We start from the raw sequence: 19,439 nt of genomic DNA, 5'->3' as shown, positions 1-19,439 counted from the left end.
TTGCGGCCACCGCGTATGCGAAAGCCCGGATCGTCAGGCTGAAATGCCGTCGATCCGGGCCAGGGCGTCGTCCGCGCCGAACGGCTGCAAGTACGGCAGCCAGCGCGGATCCCTATGACCCGTGCCGATGATGCGCCAGGCCAGACCGGTGGGCGGGGCGGGTTTGTGACGCAGCCGCCAGCCGATCTCGAAGAGGTGGCGGTCGGCCTTGACGTGGTTGCAGCGGCGGCACGACGCGACCACGTTGTCCCAGACGTGCTTGCCCCCGCGACTGCGCGGGATGACGTGGTCGACGCTGGTTGCGACGCCACCGCAGTACATGCACCGGCCCCCGTCACGGGCGAAGAGCGCCCGCCGGGTGAGAGGAACGGGCCCCCGATAGGGAACCCGGACGAATCGCTTGAGCCGGACCACGCTGGGTGCGGGGACTGTGACGGTCGCGCTGTGCATGAAGGCGCCGGACTCCTCAAGGCATACGGCCTTGTTCTCCAGGACGAGGACGAGTGCACGGCGAAGCGGTACGACGCCGAGCGGCTCGTACGACGCGTTGAGGACCAGGACATGCGGCACGGATGGCCTCCTTGGACGCCGGCGGCGCGTGGCTCGCGCCGGGACGATTTCGTAGTCAGTCTCCCCTCACGCCTGGTGGAAGCGCCACCATGTACCGGTAACGGGCTGGGAGTGTTTTCGACCACATGTGATTCATCCCCAGGATCATGGGTTCTTCATCCCACCTGTACATCCCCAGGTGAGCGCGTTCTCTCCCTCGAACATCACAACGATCCACACACGATGCCCCGATAGTGTGGTGGGCCTGCCCTGCCGGTGACCTTTTCGTGACCTTGAACGATCATGTGCACCGCCCCGACCAGATGTCGGCGGGGCGGACCGTTGCACCTGGAGGTACCTGCCGTGTCCTTGTCCGCCGCCCTACTGGCCGCCGGTTCGTCGCCGTCGCCGTCTCCCTCGCAGACGCCGAGTGGGGAGGTGCCGTCGCTCCAGGACGCCCAGGAGAGCGCGACGAACGCCGCCAGCTGGATCGAGCAGAACTGGTCCACGTGGCTCGCGATCGGCCTGCGGGTCGTGCTGATCCTGGTGGTCGCGACGGTGCTCAGATTCATGGTGCGGCGGGCGATCACCAAGCTGATAGACCGCATGAACCGCACGGTCCAGGCGGTCGACGGCACGGCGCTGGGCGGCCTGCTGGTCAACGTGGAGCGCCGCCGTCAGCGCTCGCAGGCGATCGGCTCGGTGCTGCGCTCGGTGGCGAGCTTCATCATCCTCGGCACCGCGGCCCTGATGATCCTCGGCACCTTCGAGATCAACCTGGCCCCGCTGCTCGCGTCGGCCGGTGTGGCGGGTGTGGCGATCGGTTTCGGCGCGCGCAACCTGGTGACGGACTTCCTCTCCGGCGTCTTCATGATCCTGGAGGACCAGTACGGCGTCGGCGACAACATCGACGCGGGGGTGGCATCCGGCGAGGTCATCGAGGTCGGTCTGCGGGTGACCAAGCTGCGCGGCGACAACGGCGAGATCTGGTACGTCCGCAACGGCGAGGTCAAGCGCATCGGCAACCTCTCCCAGGGCTGGGCGACGGCCGGTGTGGACGTGACCGTCCGCTCGGACGAGGACCTGGACAAGGTGAAGCGGACCATCAACGCGGTCGCCGAGAAGGTGAGCAAGGAAGAGCCCTGGAACGAGCTCCTGTGGGGCCCGATCGAGGTCCTCGGCCTGGACAGCGTGCTGCTGGACTCGATGGTCGTCCGCGTCTCCGCGAAGACGATGCCCGGCAAGTCCCTCACCGTCGAGCGCGAACTGCGCTGGCGCATCAAGCACGCCTTCGACGAGGCGGACATCCCGATCGTGGGCGGCCCACCCCTCCTCCCGGAGGGCCAACCCGCCGACGACCCGACGGCGGGCATGGCAGCCCCGTCGGCATACTCCAACACGGGATCCCCCCAGGCACAGGCGGCTACGCCGTTGACGCCGCCGAGTGTGTCGAAGTAGGAGGCGGGCGGGGGCGCCGCAGGACGCGGGCGGGGGCCCGTGCGAGGCGGGCGGGCTCGCCGCAAGACGCGAGCGGGGGCCCGTGCGAGGCGGGCGGGCTCGCCGCAAGACGCGAGCGGGGGCCCGTGCGAGGCGGGCGGGCTCGCCGCAGGACGCGGGCGGAGGCCCGTGGAAGGCGGGCGGGCTCGCCGCAGGCATTGGCAGGGCCCGTCGTGGCGTCGGCGCACGCCGTAGGACGCGGACAGGCTCGCCGCAGGCGCGGCCCTGTCGCGGGTGGCGGGAGTGGGCCCCGCACCGCGCGTCGAACGTGGCGAGGAGTACCGCGGGCTGTCACGGGTCCAGGCCCGTCGGGGTCGGCTGGGCCGGATTGGTCAGGCGGGGGGCGCCTGCTCGGCCGGGTTGTAGACGACCGCGTCCCGGCGTGGCGCGTGGCCGTAGGAGGAGCGGACCGCGGGGATACGGCGAGCCGTGGCGCTGTGCGGCGCTCCGGGCCGGTGGGCCCACGGGGCGATGTGCTGGGCGGCGAGCTTGTCCCACGCCAGACCCGCGTCCCGGCCGTGGTCCAGCCAACTGGTGGTGTGATCGCGGTAGTTCGTTCGCGTGCGGGCGGGATACGCGGTCGCCTCGAGCGGGCAGGCGATTTCGCGCCACGTAACGACTTTGTTGCCACCGGTGGCCGGTATTGACGCCTCCGGGTCGCGCGCCCTACTTTCCTCCCACCGATAGGAAAGTTTCCTAACAGTGATCCCGCGGTGGACTACCCGTGAGAGCGCTGAGAAGCTTGGGCAGCTGAAGGGCAGGTGTCGACACCATGGCAGGATCCGCCGGTACACCGGGCACCGCCGGTACGCCGGGCACCGCCGGTACACCGGGCACCCCGCGCGTCCTTCGTGCCATGAACGACCGGGCCGCCCTCGACCTCCTGCTGGAGCACGGGCCGCTGTCACGCACCAGGATCGGCAACCTCACCGGACTGTCGAAACCGACCGCCTCGCAGCTGCTCGCCCGGCTGGAGGCCGCCGGCCTGGTCCTCGCCACCGGCACCAGCGAAGGCAGACCCGGCCCCAGCGCCCAGCTGTACGCGGTGAACCCCGCCGCCGCCCGGGTCGCCGGACTCGACGTCACGCCCACCGGAATCCGGGCCGCGATCGCCGACATCACCGGCCGCACCGTCGGCGACTTCGAACTGCCGACCCCCGGCCGCAAGGCCCAAGGAGCCGTCGACCGGGTGCTCCAGGCACTGGACGGGGCCGTCAAGGACGCCGGTCTGCACCGCGCCGACGTACACCGGCTCGTCATCGGCACCCAGGGTGCCTTCGACCCGACCACCGGCCACCTGCGCTACGCCAGCCACCTGGCCGGCTGGCACTCGCCCCGGCTGCTGGAGGAGCTGGCCACCGCGCTCGACCCGATCCCCTTCGAGGTCGAGAACGACGTCAACCTCGCCGCCGTCGCCGAGCAGCGCATCGGCGAGGCGCGCGGCTGCGAGAACTTCACCCTCCTGTGGGCGGAGCGCGGCTTCGGCGCGGCGGTCGTCATCGGCGGCCGACTGCACCGGGGCGCCACCGGAGGCGCCGGCGAGGTCGCCTTCCTGCCCCTGCCCGGCGCTCCCCTCGTCCGCAATGTCGCTCGCAGCAACTCGGGCGGCTTCGAGGAACTGGCCGGGAACCGGACCGTGCTGCGGCTGGCCCGCGACCACGGGCTGCCCTCTCCGTCCGGCGGCAACCTCACCCAGAAGGCGGCGGCGGTCGTCGCCGAAGCGGCCCGTACGGCGCACACCCCCGGACCGGGGGAAGCCGTCCTCGCCGAGTTCGCCACCCGCCTGGCGACCGGACTCGCCGCGATCGTCGCGGTGGTCGACCCCGAACTGATCATCCTGGCGGGCGGGGTGATCATGGCCGGCGGCGAACCCCTGCGCTCCCTGGTCCAGTCCGAGCTCGCCGAACTGGCCGTACCCCGCCCGGCCATCCGGCTCAGCACCACGCCCGACAACCCCGTGCTGTCCGGCGCCCTCCAGTCCGCCCTCGCGGCAACCCGCGACGAGGTCTTCGACACCACGGATCGCACCCCCTGATCCCCTCCACTCCTTCCTGACCCCTCTTCTCACCGCTGACCCTCTTCCCGCAGCAGCCGTCCCCCACGTGGCCCCGACTGCCATCGGCATGCCCACGCACCGCAGTACTCGCCCCCGTACTCCCTTCCCGTCCCGCCCCGTCCTGCCCCGTCCTGCCCCGTCCTGCCCCGTCCTGCCCCGAGGAGTTCCGTCATGCCCAGAATCACCCGAGTATGTCTCGCCGGTACGGTCACCGCGCTGGCCCTGACCGCCTCGGCCTGCACCGGTTCCAGCACGTCCGGCGCGAGTGACGACGCGAGCAAGCCGTCCACCATCACCTTCTGGCACCCCTGGAGCGCGCCCACCGAGGTCGCGGCGATCAACGCCAACGTCAAGGCCTTCGAGAAGGCGCACCCGAACATCAAGGTCAAGGTCGTCGGCAACGTCGACGCCGACAAGGTGAACCAGGCGCTGCGCGCCGGCGGGTCCAACGCCCCGGACGTGGTGGCCTCCCCCGAGACCAGCAACGTCGGCAAGTTCTGTTCGTCCGGGGTGTTCGCCGACCTCGACCCCTTCCTCAAGAAGTCGAAGATCGACACCGCCGCGACCTTCCCCAAGCCCATGCTGGACTACACCCAGTTCGAGGGCACGCGCTGCTCACTGCCCCTGCTGGGTGACGCGTACGGCCTCTACTACAACAAGACGGCGTTCGAGAAGGCCGGCATCACGTCCCCGCCGAAGACGCTGTCCGAGTTCAAGGCCGACGCGATCAAGCTGACGAAGACCAAGGGCGACAGCTACTCACAGCTCGGCTTCATGCCGAACTTCCACGGCTACGAGGTCACCGTCCCGCACCTCGCGGCGCAGTGGAGCCCCGAGTACTTCACGGCCGACGGCAAGTCGAACGTCGCCAAGGACCCGGCGTTCAAGGACCTGTTGACCTGGCAGCAGGACATGGTCAAGTCGCTCGGCGGCTTCAAGAAGCTGGAGAAGTACCGCTCCACCTTCGGTGACGAGTGGTCGGCGCAGAACCCGCTCCAGACCGGGCAGATCGCCATGAACATCGACGGCGAGTGGCGCGGCGGGATGATGAAGGACGCGGGCGTGGACTTCGAGGTGGGCGTCGCGCCGTTCCCGGTCCCCGACGACCAGGCCGACACCTACGGCAAGGGCTTCCTGACCGGCACGGTCATCGGTCTCGCCAGCACCAGCAGCAAGCAGAACGCCGCCTGGGAGCTGGTGAAGTACATGACCACCGACACCGACGCGGTCGTCTCCTTCGCCAACGCCATCAACAACGTCCCCTCGACCTTCGCGGCGCTGAAGTCGCCGAAGCTCAAGGACGACGCGACGATGCAGGCCTTCGTGAAGATCGCCGAGAACCCGAACAGCAACACCGCGCCCGCCGCGGTCAACGGCAGCGCCTACCAGGAGACCCTCCAGAACTTCGCGTACGACTACGAGTCCGGGAAGTCGAAGGACCTGGACGCGGGGCTGAAGAAGACCGCCGCGCAGATCGACACCGACATCGCCAAGGCCAAGTAGCCCCATGGCAACGGTCACTGGCCACACGGCGGCGCTTCGCTCGAAGCGCCGCCGGGAGGGGCTGCGTACGCTGGCGTTCCTCTCCCCCTGGCTCATCGGTTTCAGCGTCTTCTTCGTCTATCCGCTGGTCTCGACCGTCTACTTCTCCTTCATGAAGTACGACGGCTTCAAGCCGCCCGTCTACAACGGCCTGACCAACTGGACGTACGTCTTCACGCAGTACCCCTTCTTCTGGGCCGCGATGCGCAACACCCTGTGGCTCGTGGTGATCATGGTGGCGTGCCGGGTGGTCTTCGGCCTCGGCGTCGGCATGCTGATCACGAAGATCAAGACGGGTGCGGGCTGGTACCGCACGGCCTTCTATCTCCCGTATCTCGCCCCGCCCGTGGCGGCCACCCTGGCCTTCGCCTTCCTGCTCAACCCCGGCACGGGTCCGGTCAATCAGGTGCTCGGCGACCTGGGCCTGCCGCAGCCCGGCTGGTTCAACGACCCGACCTGGTCCAAGCCGGCGCTGACGCTGCTCGCCCTGTGGGGCATCGGCGACCTGATGGTCATCTTCATGGCGGCCCTGCTCGACGTGCCCAAGGAGCAGTACGAGGCGGCCGAACTCGACGGCGCCGGGTCCTGGAAGCGGTTCCGCTACGTCACCCTGCCGAACATCCGGCCCATCGTGCTGTTCGCCGTCGTCACCGGCGTCATCCAGACCATGCAGTACTACACGCAGCCGCTCATCGCCGGTAAGACGGCCAGCGGTGTCATCGGCGCCGGAGCCGGCCAGATCTACGAGCCCGGCTACCCGGGGAAGTCCACGCTGACCCTCCCCCAACTCGTCTACACGCTGGGCTTCCAGCGCTTCGACACCGGCTCCGCCTGCGTGGTCGCGCTCGTGCTCTTCGCTCTGTCCATGGCGTTCACCGCGCTGCTGATGCGCCGCCGCAGCGGCCTGATCTCGGTGGAGGACTGATCCTCATGACCAACACCGTCACCGCGCGCCCGCCGGCCCCGACCACAGGCGACCCGGCGCGCACGACCGGCCGGAGCCCGGCGGCCCGGGCCGCCCGCCGCAAGGAACTGCTGCACTGGATCGCCGTGCACTCCCTCGGCATCGCCGCCGCGCTGTTCTTCGTCATGCCGTTCGTGTTCATCCTCCTCACCTCCCTGATGGACGACCGGCAGGCGCTGACCAGCGCCCTGTGGCCGCGCTCCTGGAACTGGGACAACTACGCGAAGGTCTGGAACGCCCCCGGCTTCCTCACCTGGTGGCGCAACACCCTGCTCTACGCGGGCCTGGGCACCCTCCTGACGGTCCTCTCCAGCGTCCCGGTGGCCTACGCCCTGGCCAAGTTCCGCTTCCGCGGGCGCCGACTCGCGATGATGCTCGTGATCTCCGCGATGATGCTGCCGCCGCAGGTGATCATCGTGCCCATGTACCTGTTCTGGGCCAAGCAGATGCATCTGACGGGGACCCTGTGGCCGCTGATCATCCCGATGGCCTTCGGCGACGCCTTCAGCATCTTCCTGCTGCGCCAGTTCCTGCTGACCATCCCCGACGAGTACCTCGACGCGGCCAAGGTCGACGGCTGCGGCGACCTGCGCACCCTGCTGCGCATCGTGGTGCCGCTGGCCAAGCCGGGCATCGCCGCGGTCGCCCTCTTCCAGTTCTTCTACTGCTGGAACGACTACTTCGGCCCGCAGATCTACGCCAGCGACAATCCGGCGGCCTGGACGCTCAGTTACGGGTTGGAGTCCTTCAAGGACAACCACCACACGAACTGGAACCTCACCATGGCCGCGACGCTGCTCGTCATGGCGCCGGTGATCGCCGTGTTCTTCTTCGCACAGAAAGCCTTCATCGAAGGCGTCACACTGACAGGAGTCAAAGGGTGAAGCTGGCAGTCGTCGGCGGAGGTTCGACCTACACGCCGGAACTGATCGACGGATTCGCCCGGTTGCGGGACACCCTGCCCATAGCGGAACTGGCGCTCGTCGACCCGGCCGCGGACCGGCTGGAGCTCGTCGGCGGACTGGCCCGGCGCATCTTCGCCAAGCAGGGCCACCCCGGCCGGATCGTCACGACCTCCGACCTGGACGCGGGCATCGAGGGCGCCGACGCCGTCCTGCTCCAACTGCGCGTGGGCGGGCAGGCCGCCCGCCAGGAGGACGAGACCTGGCCGCTGGAGTGCGGCTGCGTCGGTCAGGAGACGACCGGCGCGGGCGGCCTCGCCAAGGCACTGCGGACGGTCCCGGTGGTCCTCGACATCGCCGAGCGCGTACGGCGTGCCAACCCGGACGCCTGGATCATCGACTTCACCAACCCGGTCGGCATCATGACCCGCGCCCTGCTCCAGGCCGGTCACAAGGCGGTCGGCCTGTGCAACGTGGCGATCGGATTCCAGCGGAAGTTCGCCGGATTCCTGGGCGTCGCCCCTGCCGATGTGCACCTGGACCATGTGGGCCTCAACCACCTCACCTGGGAAACCGGTGTGCGGCTCGGCGGCCCCGAGGGTGAGGACGTCCTCCCCAAGCTGCTCGCCGAGCACGGCGACGCCATCGCCGCCGACCTGCACCTGCCCCGCGACGTCCTCGACCGCCTGGGCGTCGTCCCCTCCTACTACCTGCGCTACTACTACGCGCACGACGAGGTCGTACGAGAGCTGCGTACAAAGCCCTCGCGGGCCGCGGAAGTCGCGCGGATGGAGCGGGAGTTGCTGGTCATGTACGGCGACCCGGAACTCGCCGAGAAGCCGGCGCTGCTCGCCAAGCGGGGCGGGGCGTACTACTCGGAGGCGGCGGTCGACCTCGCGGCCTCGCTGCTGGGCGGGGGGCGGGGCGGAAGCCCGTACCAGGTCGTGAACACGTACAACAAGGGGACGCTGCCCTTCCTGCCGGACGACGCCGTCATCGAGGTGCAGGCGGCGATCGGCTCCGGGGGTGCCACGCCGCTGCCGGTGCCGCCGGTCGACCCGCTGTACGCGGGCCTGATGGCGAACGTCACGGCCTACGAGGACCTGGCGCTGGACGCCGCGCTGCGCGGAGGCCGCGACCGGGTGTTCCGCGCACTGCTCGCCCATCCCCTGATCGGCCAGCACGCCTACGCCGACGCCCTCACCGACCAGCTGATCGCGCACAACCGGGAGCACCTCGCGTGGGCATGACGTCATCGGGATCCGGCGCCGCCACGGCCGCCGGGCCCGGTCCCGCCGCGCCCGCTACGGCCTCCGTACTGGCCGTCGACGCGGGGAACAGCAAGACCGACGTCGCCGTCGTCGCGGCCGACGGGCAGGTGCTCGCCACGGCGCGCGGCGGCGGCTTCCAGCCCCCGGTCGTCGGGGTCCGGCAGGCCGTGGACATGCTCGCCGAGGCCGTCGGCGGGGCCTTCGCCGAAGCGGGCGTCACCTCCGTGGCCCACGTGTCCGCCTGTCTCGCCAACGCCGATCTCCCCGTGGAGGAGGAGCAGTTGGCCGCCGCGCTGCACGCGCGCGCGTGGGGGCCGACGGTGGAGGTCCGCAACGACACCTTCGCGATCCTGCGCGCCGGCGTCGAAGAGCCGCACGGCGTGGCCGTGGTGTGCGGCGCGGGCATCAACTGCGTCGGCATGCGGCCCGACGGACGCGTCGCCCGCTTCCCCGCCATCGGCCGTCTCTCCGGCGACTGGGGCGGCGGCGGAGGCCTCGCCGAAGAAGCCGTCTGGCACGCGGCACGCGCCGAGGACGGCCGCGGCGTCCCGACCGCGCTGGCCCGCGCCCTGCCCGCCCACTTCGGCCTCGACTCCATGTACGCGCTGATCGAGGCCCTGCACCTGAAGCACCTCGCACACGAACGGCGCCACGAGCTGACACCGGTCCTGTTCGCCACGGCGGCCGACGGCGACCCGGTCGCCCGCGCCCTCGTCGACCGGCTCGCGGAGGAGGTCGTCACCATGGCGGTCGTCGCCCTGACCCGTCTCGACCTGCTCGACGAGGAGACCCCGATCCTCCTCGGCGGCGGCGTCCTGGCCGCCCGGCACCCCCAACTCGACGACCGAGTACGGGAGTTGCTGACTGCACGGGCACCCAAGGCGGTCCCGCAGGTGGTGACGGAGAGTCCGGTACTGGGGGCGGCGCTGCTGGGGCTGGACCGGGTGGGGGCGGGGGCGGAGGTGCACGAGCGGGTACGGGCGTACTTCACCTCGTGAACTCCGGTGAGTAAATCCAGCCCGTCCGGCGTTTGAGGACGAGGCCCTTCGGGCCGATGGGGGGTCTGGGGGCGCAGCCCCCAGGACCGCAACCCACCCCATACCCGCACTCGGGAACCGAACAGATTCCCCCGGCGTATTCATGGGCAAGCGGTGGTGAAGGGGGCGCGGCCAAGCCGCCGGCAGGCATTCACTGCGATCCGATCAAGATCCAGTCAAGGCCGGTACAGATGTCAGTCCCGGCAGCGATACTTGCGGCGACGGATGACCATGGGGGAGGTCAACAGTGACACACCCGCCGAGCAGCACGGCGCCACCACCGGGATCGGGCGTGCCCACGATGCCGGGAGCACCGCCGCAGCCGCCACCGCCACACCAGCGGCCGGCCCCACCCCCCGGCCCGCAGGGCAACCCCGGCCGCACCCTTCCCCCCACCCCGCCGGAGACAACCCCCCGCCGTACCGCCTTCGCCGAGGGCGCCGACCGCTTGCGCGCGGCGGCCACCACGGAACCCGGCCGGCTGCGCATCATCGGCGCCGTCCTCGCCCTCCTCGTCGTCGCCTTCGGCGCCGTCACCGCCTGGCAGACGACCGAGCGGTCGGCCGCCGCCGACGACGTCCTGCACAACAGCCAGCCGCTCAGCAGCGCCGCGGCCGACATCTACCGCTCGCTCGCCGACGCCAACACGGCCGCCTCCAGCGGCTTCCTGGCGGGCGGGCAGGAGACGGCCGGCACCCGCGAGCGGTACGAGAAGGACATCGACACCGCCGCCGGCGGCCTGATCAAGGCGGCGGCCAACTCGGACCCCGACTCCCCGGCGGCCCAGACCGTGGCCCAGCTCAACCGGCTGCTGCCGGAGTACAAGGGCCTGGTGGAGAGCGCCCGGACGTACAACCGCCAGGGCTTCCCGGTCGGCGGCGCCTATCTGCGGTACGCCAACGAGAAGATGCAGTCGCAGATGCTCCCGAAGGCCGAGGATCTCTACAAGAAGGAGAACCAGCGGCTGAGCGCCGACTACGCGGACGCCACGCCCTATCCCTGGGCGGCGATCGCCCTCGGCGTCCTCGCGCTCGCCGGCCTCGCCTGGGCCCAGCACCGCAACTACCGGCGCACGAACCGGGTCCTGAACCAGGGCCTGGTCGCCGCCACGGCCACCGCCACGGTGGTCCTGCTCTGGCTGGTCGTCGGCCACACTGTCGCGCGCGCGAATCTCAACGACTCCTACGACCACGGCGTCCGCTCGCTGAACGTGCTGCATGACGCCCGCATCGCCTCCCTCAAGGCCCGCGGCAACGAGAACCTGACGCTGGTGGCCCGCGGCGCCGAGACCAAAAAGGTGGGCGAGGAGACCGTGGACGCCTACGACTACGACTTCAACGCGAACATGAGCACCCTCGGCAAGGGCCTGGCCGAGGCCGAGAAGCTCGCCGACGACAAGGCCGGCGAGCAGCCGGTCGGCACGGCCGTCGGCAACATGACGGAATGGAAGAAGCGCCACGCCGCGGCCCGCGAGGACGACGAGAACGGCGACTACGAAGCGGCGCTGGACAAGGTGATTGGCGCCAAGGGCGCGACCGGCGAGTGCTTCGACGGTGTCGACGCCAACCTCGCCACCGCGCTCGCCCACGAGGAGGCCGAGTTCGAGCAGGCGGCCGGCGACGGCCTGGACGCGATGACCGGGCTGCCGATGGGCGCCGGCGTCCTCGCGGTCCTGGGCGCGGCCGGCGCCGTGCTGGGCATCGGCCGCAGGCTGTCGGAGTACCGGTGAGAGGGGGCGTGACGATGCGTGGGCAACGCTTGCGGGCCGGCCTGAGGGGCTGGGGCGGTGTGGGTGCGATGGCGGGCGTGTGCGCCTTGGCGGTGGCCTTCATGCTGCTGCTGACGCTGACCCAGCCGCGGGGCGACGGCAGCACGGGCACCGGCGGCCCGGGCCTCGCCCACGGCAGCCAGGCCCGGGCCGAGTCGGGCTGCACCACCCCGGCGATGGAAGAAGCCCCGGAGAAGCAGACGCTGTCCCCGGCGAGCGCGGACGGCAGGACGATCGAGGCGATCAAGAGCCGCCAGGGCGAGAAGCGCAAGCTGATCGTCGGCGTCGACCAGAACAGCTACCAGTGGGGCTACCGCAACCCGAACAGCGGGGGCACCGGCGAGCTGGAGGGCTTCGACATCGACCTGGTCCACCGGATCGCCCAGGACATACTCGGCGACAAGAACGCGGTCCAGTTCAAGGCCATCCCCACCGACCAGCGCATCCCGGCGATCCAGGACGGCCGCGTCGACATGGTCGTCCGCACGATGACGATCAACTGCGACCGCCTGGCCGACGTCGCCTTCTCCGCCCCCTACTTCAAGACCGGCCAGCAGGTCCTGGCCCCCAAGTCCTCGAAGATCACGGGGTACGACGACTCGCTCGCGAAGAAGAGGATCTGCACGGCGGCGGGTTCCACCGCCAACACCAAGCTGGCCGGGGACAAGAAGGCGGGCGACCTGGTCTCCTCCGCCGACATCGAGAACACCGTTCCCAACCAGCTCGACTGCCTGGTGCGGCTCCAACTCGGCGAGGTGGACGCGGTGGTGACCGACGGCGCGCTCGCCGCGAGCCAGGCCGCGCAGGACCCGACGGTCGAGCTGAAGGGCGACGCCTTCACCACCGAGTACTACGGCGTGGCGATGAAGAAGGACGCCGACGATCTGGTACGCCGGGTCAACCAGATCCTGGTGGACTACCGGGCGGACAAGGCGAACGGCTGGCAGGCGTCGTACGACAAATGGTTGTCGGCGACACTGGGCAAGGATGCCTCGACGTCCGAGCCGCCCACCGCGGAGTACCTGCGCACGAGCTGACGGACGGAAAACGCCAAAGCACGCCGGAACACAACGCAGCGAGAGGTGATCGATGGGCGTCACGGACCCCGCCGGGCCGGTGATGGACCGGGACGAGGTGGACCGTGCGCTGGCGCGGCTCGGCGCGGAGCACGAGGCGATCGAGACCTCGCTCCTCGCCCTTCAGGACCACGCGGGCCGCAGACTCCTCGAAGGCGCCGAGCTGACGGGCGTCACCAAGGAGCGCTGGACGGCCGCGGAGGCGTCGATCACCTTGCTGTGGGCGTACTTCGACGCGTACTCGGACGCCTTGCGCTCCGCCCGCGCCATCCGCTCCCGGCGCCGCTGGTCCAGCCGCGAGGACCTGGTGGAGCTGACCGAGCTGCTGAGCGGCGAGGCCGTCACGGTCGCCGGCTCCGCCACGGCGACGGCCAACGCGCCGACGCTGCACGGCGGTCCGAGCAAGCTCAGCGAACGCTTCTCCCTGGTCACGCTCGTGGACCGGATGAACGAGCTGTACGCGAGCTCGCTGGACATGGTCGTCGCCGCCGACGCGGTGTGGTCGGCGCTGCCCGCCCGCATCGATCTGCTCGCCGAGGAGCTCCAGCGCACCCGCCGGCTCGCCCACTCCATCGGCGTACGCCCCGGCGAGCACCCGGCGGGCGACGACCTGGAGCGCATCACGCGCACCCTGACGCGGCTGCGCGAGCAGGTGGTGTCCGACCCGCTCGCCTTCTGGCTTCCCACGCAGGGGAGTTCGGCCCCGGGCGGCGGCAAGCCCGACACCACGGTCTACGACCGCGAGGCGCGCGCCCTGGAGGACGTGCGCCGGGAGATCGACGCCGTGCTGACGGTCCGGCAGGACGCGGAGGCCCGGCTCGTCAAGCTGCGGGACGTGCTGTCCCGCGCGGACCGCACGCTCGCCGAGGCGCGCATCGCGCGCGGCGAGGTCCTCGCGAAGATCGCCTCGACGGAGGTGCCGGTGGTCAGCGGCCCGCCGACCGCGCTCCAGGAGCAGCTGGCGACGGCCGCCGAGTACCGCAGACACGCCCAGTGGCACCGCCTGTCCCCGCTCCTGGAGTCCCTGGAGCAGAAGGCGGAGGACGAACTGCTGCGCGCCCGCGAGTCGTTGACCGCGGTCACCGCGCCGCTGGCCGTCCGCGCGGAGCTGCGCGGCCGCCTCGACGCGTACAAGGCGAAGGTCGCCCGGCACGGCCTCGCGGAGGACCCGCTCCTGGTGGAGCGGTACGACGCGGCGCGCCGCATGCTGTGGAGCGCGCCCTGCGATCTGCGCGTCGCCGGACAGGCCGTGCTGCGCTACCAGCAGGCGGCCGTCGAACTGCTCGGCGCCCCGCGCGTGCCGGGACACACAGGGCCCGAGGACCTTAGGGGGCCCGGAGCGTGAGCGACAAAGGGGGTACGGCGTCGTCATGAGTCAGGCACAGCAGACCTGCCAGCGGCCAGACTGCGGCGGGATGTACGAGGACGTGGGCGGCGGCGAGTTGTACTGCGACACCTGCGGCCTCGCGCCGGTCGTCTCGTCGACCGGCATGGTCGGCTCACCGCCCACCGGCATCACCGCCGGCGGCCGGGGCTCGCGGGGTTCGTCCGGCAGCGCCAGTTCCCGCTCCAGCAGCCGCGGCAGCTCCCGTACGTCCTCGCAGTCGTCGAAGTCGCGGCGCTCGGTGTCGGGGCGGCTGTCGCGCTCCCTGTCGGGCAAGTCGACGGGCCGTTCGGTGTCGGTGCGCAGCTCCGGCTCCGGCGCCGGGTCCTCCTCCCGGGGCCGGCTCGGCGCGGGCCTGGTCGAGGTGCCGGGCGTGCCGCGGCCCGACCCGCGCGCGATGGTCCTGGACAACCCGGAGGTGCCCGAGCGCAAGCGGTTCTGCTCGCGCTCCGACTGCGGGGCGCCGGTGGGGCGGTCGCGCGGTGAGCGGCCCGGGCGCACGGAGGGCTTCTGCACGAAGTGCGGCCACCCGTACTCCTTCGTCCCGAAGCTGAAGACCGGCGACGTGGTGCACGGCCAGTACGAGGTCGTGGGCTGCCTGGCGCACGGCGGCCTCGGCTGGGTCTACCTCGCCGTGGACCGCGCGGTCTCCGACCGCTGGGTGGTGCTCAAGGGCCTCCTCGACACCGGCGACCAGGACGCGATGGCCGCCGCGATCTCCGAGCGGCGCTTCCTCGCCGAGATCGAGCACGCCAACATCGTGCGGATCTACAACTTCGTGGAGCACCTCGACCAGCGGACGGGTTCGCTGGACGGGTACATCGTCATGGAGTACGTCGGCGGCAAGTCCCTGAAGGAGATAGCGAACGCCCGCCGTTCGCCGGAGGGACGGCGGGATCCGCTGCCGGTCGAGCAGGCGTGCGCGTACGGCATCGAGGCCCTGGAAGCGCTCGGCCATCTGCACAGCCGCAACCTGCTGTACTGCGACTTCAAGGTCGACAACGCCATCCAGACCGAGGACCAGCTCAAGCTGATCGACATGGGCGCGGTGCGCCGGATGGACGACGAGGAGTCGGCCATCTACGGCACGGTCGGCTACCAGTCGCCGGAGGTCGCGGAGGTCGGCCCGTCGGTAGCGAGCGACCTGTACACGGTCGCCCGTACCCTCGCGGTCCTGACCTTCGACTTCCAGGGCTACACGAACGTGTTCGTGGACTCCCTGCCCGACCCCGACAACATCGAGGTCTTCCGCCAGTACGAGTCCTTCTACCGGCTGCTGGTCCGCGCCACCGACCCGGATCCGGCCCGCCGGTTCGCCTCCGCGCAGGAGATGGCGGAGCAGCTGACGGGCGTCCTGCGGGAGGTCGTATCGCTCCAGACGGGGCGGGCACGACCGGCTCTGTCGACCCTGTTCGGCCCCGAAGTCAAGGTCACCGACACGGAGTTGTTCCCCAAGCTGGACGGAGAGGTGTCCCGGCTGGGGGCACGGGCGGCCGGTTCCGGCAGCACCGGAGCCGCCGCGATCACTCCCGGCGGTACGACGGCCCTCGTCAAGCTCGTGCCCGCCCCGGCCGCCGCCCTCGCCCTGCCCGTCCCGCACATCGACCAGTCCGACCCCAACGCCGGGTTCCTCGCCGGGCTGATGACGACCGCGCCGGCCGAGCTGCTCGGGGCTCTCGCGGCGGCTCCGGCGCAGTCGGTCGAGAGCCGGCTGCGCCAGATCCGCGCCTGGCTGGAGAACGGCGACACGTACACCGCGCACGAGGCCATGGTGCGGCTGGAGGAGGAGCGGCCCGACGACTGGCGGGTCGTGTGGTACCGGGGCGTGGCCGCGCTGGTGACCGGCGACCAGGAGGGCGCCGCGCTCGCCTTCGACGCGATCTACGACGCCTTCCCCGGCGAGATGGCGCCCAAGCTGGCCCTCGGCCTGTGCGCGGAGGTGCTGGGCCAGCTGGACAACGCCGGGGAGTACTACCGCCTGGTGTGGTCGACCGACCCGAGCTATGTGAGCGCCGCCTTCGGCCTGGCCCGCGTCCAGCTGGCGGGCGGCGACCGCCAGGGGGCCGTACGGACACTCGAGTCGGTTCCGGAGTCGTCCATCCACTACACGGCCGCGCGCGTGGCGGCCGTACGGGCGCGGCTGCGGCAACGCACGGCGACCGCTTCCGACGTACCCTTCCTGGACGATCTGACCGCCGCCGCCGGTCAGGTCGAGGCCCTGGAGGCGTACGGCCTGGACCCCGCACGGCGTGAGCAGTTGTCGGTGGAAGTCCTCGGCTGTGCGCTGGACTGGATACTCTCCGGTGACCAGGGTTCCGTCCCGCCCGCCGCCGGGGGACGGGTGCTGCTCGGCAGCGGCCTGGACGAGCGGGGCCTACGCTTCGGCCTGGAGCGTGCGTACCGCACGCTGGCCCGGCTGGCGTCGGGCGGCGAGGAGAGGATCGACCTGGTGGAACGTGCCAATCGTTACCGCCCCCGGACATGGGTGTAGTTGATGTCGCAGATGCCCCAGCTGTCCGCCTGCCCGAGCTGCGAGGAGCCGCTCGAGTCGGGTGACCGTTTCTGCGGTGCGTGCGGATACGACCTGTCCGCCGTGCCCGCACGGCCGGGCGACGATCCGGCCGTCGCCGTGAACGGCATGGCGCCGCCGCCCCCGCCGGGCGGCGCCCCCGGCATGCCCGGGCCCGGCGCCCACGAGGCCGGCGGTCATGCCGCCCCGGCTCGGCTGCCGACGGCCCGCACGGGGACGGAGGGGAGCGAGGCGACGGATCCGGGCGGCCACGGCCTGCCACCGGCCGCACCGCAGCCACCCCTCGCGGTTCCCCCACAGCCACCGCAGCCGCCGTTCGCGGACTCGTCGCAGGCCGCGGTGACAGGCGTACGCTTCGACCGCCCGGGGGAGCCCGACGAGTACCCCCTCCAGGCCCCGGACCCCCGCGTGGCCGCCGAGACCCCGACCCCCGCGGAGGGCATCCAGGTGTGTGTGGCCTGCCGGGCCGGCCGGGTCGACAGCGACGGCTACTGCGAGAACTGCGGGCACGCCCAGCCGCGCGAGCGCGACCACATGGAGCAGGACGCCGGCCCGGTCGCCGCCGTCAGCGACCGCGGTCTGCGCCACCACCGCAACGAGGACGCTTTCGCCCTCGGCTGCGCCACGCTGCCCGACGGCGCGCCCGCGGTCGTGGCGATCGTCTGCGACGGCGTGTCCTCCGCGACCCGCCCCGACGACGCCTCGCTGGCCGCGTCCCGGGCGGCGAGCGAGACGATCCTCGCGGCCCTGCCGCACGGCACGCACCCGCAGCAGGCCATGCACGACGCGATCGTCGCCGCCTCGCGCGCGGTCAACTCGCTCGCCGCGGAGCCCGCCACGGCCCGCGAGCACGCCCCGCACCAGAACGCCCCCGCCTGCACCCTCGTCGGCGCGGTGGTGACGTCCGGGCTGCTGGTCGTCGGCTGGGTCGGCGACAGCCGCGCCTACTGGGTCCCGGTGGACCGCGGCGCTCCCCCGGCCCGGCTCACCGAGGACGACTCCTGGGCCGCGCAGATGGTCGCCGCGGGCCTGATGAACGAGGCGGAGGCGTACGCCGACGAGCGCGCCCACGCGATCACCGGCTGGCTCGGCGCGGACGCCTACGAACTGGAGCCGCACACCGCTTCCTTCAAGCCGGACCGGCCGGGTGTGGTGGTGGTGTGCACGGACGGCCTGTGGAACTACGCGGAAGCGGCCCAGGACATGGCCGAGGTCGTGCCGCTCGACGCCGCCGTGCGCCCCCTGCACAGCGCCCGCGTCCTGGTCGGTCACGCCCTGGACGGCGGGGGCCACGACAACGTAACAGTGGCCGTCGTGCCGTTCCCGGCCCCGCCCCAGGGGGCAGGATCGGCCTGAGGCCGCGTACGGCTCGACACAGCTCGCTTCCGCACGGGGACTCCTCGACGGACCGGAGGGGACCGGTCCGTCACACCGTCATCGCCCCGCAACCGTGGGGCGTTCAAGGGGGATTTGAGTAGGCATGGCCAATTTCTCGAAGTCCAACGTGCCGCAGTTCTCGGTGGACGTGTACCAGAACGAGTACCTGCCGGAGGGCGCCCGCGAGGTCAACGCGATCGTCACGGTGACCGCCACCGGCGGCGGCACGATCGGAACGGCGGTCGCGGCACCCCATCTCTACGCGCCGGGAGACGGCCCGTCCGCCGCCGTGGCGATCATGGTCGACTGTTCCGGCTCCATGGACTACCCGCCGACCAAGATGCGCAACGCCCGGGACGCGACGTCCGCCGCCATCGACACCCTGCGCGACGGCGTGCACTTCGCGGTGATCGGCGGCACGCACGTGGCCAAGGAGGTCTACCCGGGAGGCGGGCGCCTCGCGGTCGCCGACGCCACCACCCGCGACCAGGCCAAGCAGGCCCTGCGCAGGCTCAGCGCCGGCGGCGGTACGGCCATCGGCACCTGGCTGCGCCTCGCCGACCGCCTGCTGTCCACCGCGGACGTCGCCATACGCCACGGCATCCTGCTCACCGACGGCCGCAACGAACACGAGTCGGCCGAGGATCTGAAGGCCGCCCTGGACGCCTGCGCCGGCCGCTTCACCTGTGATGCCCGCGGCGTGGGCACCGACTGGGAAGTGAAAGAAGTCACAGGAATCGCCTCCGCGCTGCTCGGCACCGCCGACATCGTCGCCGACCCGGCAGGCCTGGCCGCCGACTTCACGCAGATGATGGAGACGGCCATGGGAAAGGAGGTCGCGGACGTCGCCCTGCGCCTGTGGACGCCGGTGGGCACCACTGTGAAATTCGTCAAGCAGGTCGCGCCGACCGTCGAGGAGTTGACCGACCGCCGCACCGAGTCCGGCCCGCGCTCCGGCGACTACCCCACCGGTTCCTGGGGAGACGAGTCCCGTGACTACCACGTGTGCGTCGAGGTCCCGGTCGCGGGCATCGGCCAGGAGATGCTCGCCGCCCGGGTCTCCCTGGTGGTTCCGCAGCCCGACGGCAGCACACAGAACCTCGGCGCCCAGGGTCTCGTACGGGCCGTGTGGACCGACGACATGGTCGCTTCGACGTCGATCAACCCCCAAGTCGCCCACTACACCGGCCAGGCCGAACTGGCACAAGCCATCCAACAAGGGCTCGATCTGCGCAAATCGGGAGACTTCGATGGAGCAACGGCCAAACTGGGCCGGGCCGTTCAGCTCGCCAGCGCCTCCGGAAACGCGGATACTGCGAAACTGCTTGCGAAGGTGGTGGACGTCGTCGATGCGGCGACAGGTACTGTGCGACTGAAGGCGAAGGTCGAGGAGGCCGACGAGATGACTCTCGAAACCCGGTCGACAAAGACTGTTCGTGTAAAGAAGTGACCTAGCAGGACCCTAGTAGGACACAGAAGGAGAGGG

General features: G+C 71.2%; 14 protein-coding genes. 13 read left to right on the top strand and 1 reads right to left on the bottom strand.

The window, feature by feature from the left end:
* Window positions 1–33: 33 nt before the first annotated feature.
* Window positions 34–570, bottom strand: coding sequence for an HNH endonuclease (locus tag AB0I77_RS01045; RefSeq protein WP_109498769.1), 537 nt, complete (start codon window positions 568–570; stop codon window positions 34–36).
* Between the two features lie 342 nt (window positions 571–912).
* On the opposite strand from AB0I77_RS01045, the gene AB0I77_RS01040 reads away from it, so the two are divergent.
* The 13 genes from AB0I77_RS01040 to AB0I77_RS00980 all read left to right on the top strand — a co-directional run bounded on the left by AB0I77_RS01040 (window position 913) and on the right by AB0I77_RS00980 (window position 19,403).
* Window positions 913–2,007, top strand: a complete 1,095-nt coding sequence (locus AB0I77_RS01040; RefSeq protein ID WP_363280146.1) for a mechanosensitive ion channel family protein — start codon at window positions 913–915, stop codon at window positions 2,005–2,007.
* An 811-nt stretch (window positions 2,008–2,818) separates the two neighbouring features.
* Window positions 2,819–4,081: an ROK family transcriptional regulator gene (locus tag AB0I77_RS01035; protein WP_363280145.1), complete on the top strand. Its 1,263-nt coding sequence runs from the start codon at window positions 2,819–2,821 to the stop codon at window positions 4,079–4,081.
* Between the two features lie 192 nt (window positions 4,082–4,273).
* Window positions 4,274–5,605 carry an ABC transporter substrate-binding protein gene (locus AB0I77_RS01030; RefSeq protein WP_363280144.1) on the top strand — a complete coding sequence of 444 codons (1,332 nt, stop codon included), beginning with the start codon at window positions 4,274–4,276 and terminating at the stop codon, window positions 5,603–5,605.
* Window positions 5,606–5,609: 4 nt separating this feature from the next.
* Window positions 5,610–6,569 carry a sugar ABC transporter permease gene (locus AB0I77_RS01025; RefSeq protein ID WP_363280143.1) on the top strand — a complete coding sequence of 320 codons (960 nt, stop codon included), beginning with the start codon at window positions 5,610–5,612 and terminating at the stop codon, window positions 6,567–6,569.
* 5 nt (window positions 6,570–6,574) lie between these two features.
* The gene (locus AB0I77_RS01020; RefSeq protein ID WP_363280142.1) at window positions 6,575–7,492 is read left to right on the top strand and encodes a carbohydrate ABC transporter permease; all 918 of its coding nucleotides are present in this window, start codon (window positions 6,575–6,577) and stop codon (window positions 7,490–7,492) included.
* The gene (locus tag AB0I77_RS01015) at window positions 7,489–8,760 is read left to right on the top strand and encodes a 6-phospho-beta-glucosidase (RefSeq protein WP_363280140.1); all 1,272 of its coding nucleotides are present in this window, start codon (window positions 7,489–7,491) and stop codon (window positions 8,758–8,760) included. Before AB0I77_RS01020 ends, AB0I77_RS01015 begins: the two co-directional genes overlap by 4 nt.
* Window positions 8,757–9,779, top strand: coding sequence for a BadF/BadG/BcrA/BcrD ATPase family protein (locus AB0I77_RS01010; RefSeq protein WP_363280139.1), 1,023 nt, complete (start codon window positions 8,757–8,759; stop codon window positions 9,777–9,779). The genes AB0I77_RS01015 and AB0I77_RS01010 overlap by 4 nt, the downstream gene beginning before the upstream one ends.
* 286 nt (window positions 9,780–10,065) lie before the next feature.
* On the top strand, window positions 10,066–11,547 hold the full coding sequence (locus AB0I77_RS01005; RefSeq protein ID WP_363280138.1) for a hypothetical protein: 1,482 nt from the start codon (window positions 10,066–10,068) through the stop codon (window positions 11,545–11,547).
* A gap of 14 nt (window positions 11,548–11,561) precedes the next feature.
* Entirely contained in the window at window positions 11,562–12,623 is a 1,062-nt protein-coding gene (locus tag AB0I77_RS01000) for a glutamate ABC transporter substrate-binding protein (RefSeq protein WP_363280137.1), read from the top strand.
* 52 nt (window positions 12,624–12,675) lie between these two features.
* Window positions 12,676–14,007: a hypothetical protein gene (locus AB0I77_RS00995; protein ID WP_363280136.1), complete on the top strand. Its 1,332-nt coding sequence runs from the start codon at window positions 12,676–12,678 to the stop codon at window positions 14,005–14,007.
* 25 nt (window positions 14,008–14,032) lie between these two features.
* Window positions 14,033–16,537, top strand: coding sequence for a tetratricopeptide repeat protein (locus AB0I77_RS00990; protein ID WP_363280135.1), 2,505 nt, complete (start codon window positions 14,033–14,035; stop codon window positions 16,535–16,537).
* Window positions 16,538–17,932 (top strand): PP2C family serine/threonine-protein phosphatase, encoded by a 1,395-nt coding sequence (locus AB0I77_RS00985; RefSeq protein ID WP_363280134.1) that lies wholly within the window; start codon window positions 16,538–16,540, stop codon window positions 17,930–17,932.
* Between the two features lie 124 nt (window positions 17,933–18,056).
* A complete protein-coding gene (locus tag AB0I77_RS00980; protein ID WP_363280133.1) occupies window positions 18,057–19,403 on the top strand; it encodes a VWA domain-containing protein in 1,347 nt (448 codons plus the stop codon).
* Window positions 19,404–19,439: the final 36 nt, after the last annotated feature.

This window comes from Streptomyces sp. NPDC050619 (assembly GCF_040654815.1).
Lineage (GTDB): Bacteria > Actinomycetota > Actinomycetes > Streptomycetales > Streptomycetaceae > Streptomyces.
This window is presented reverse-complemented; position numbering and strand designations above follow the sequence as displayed.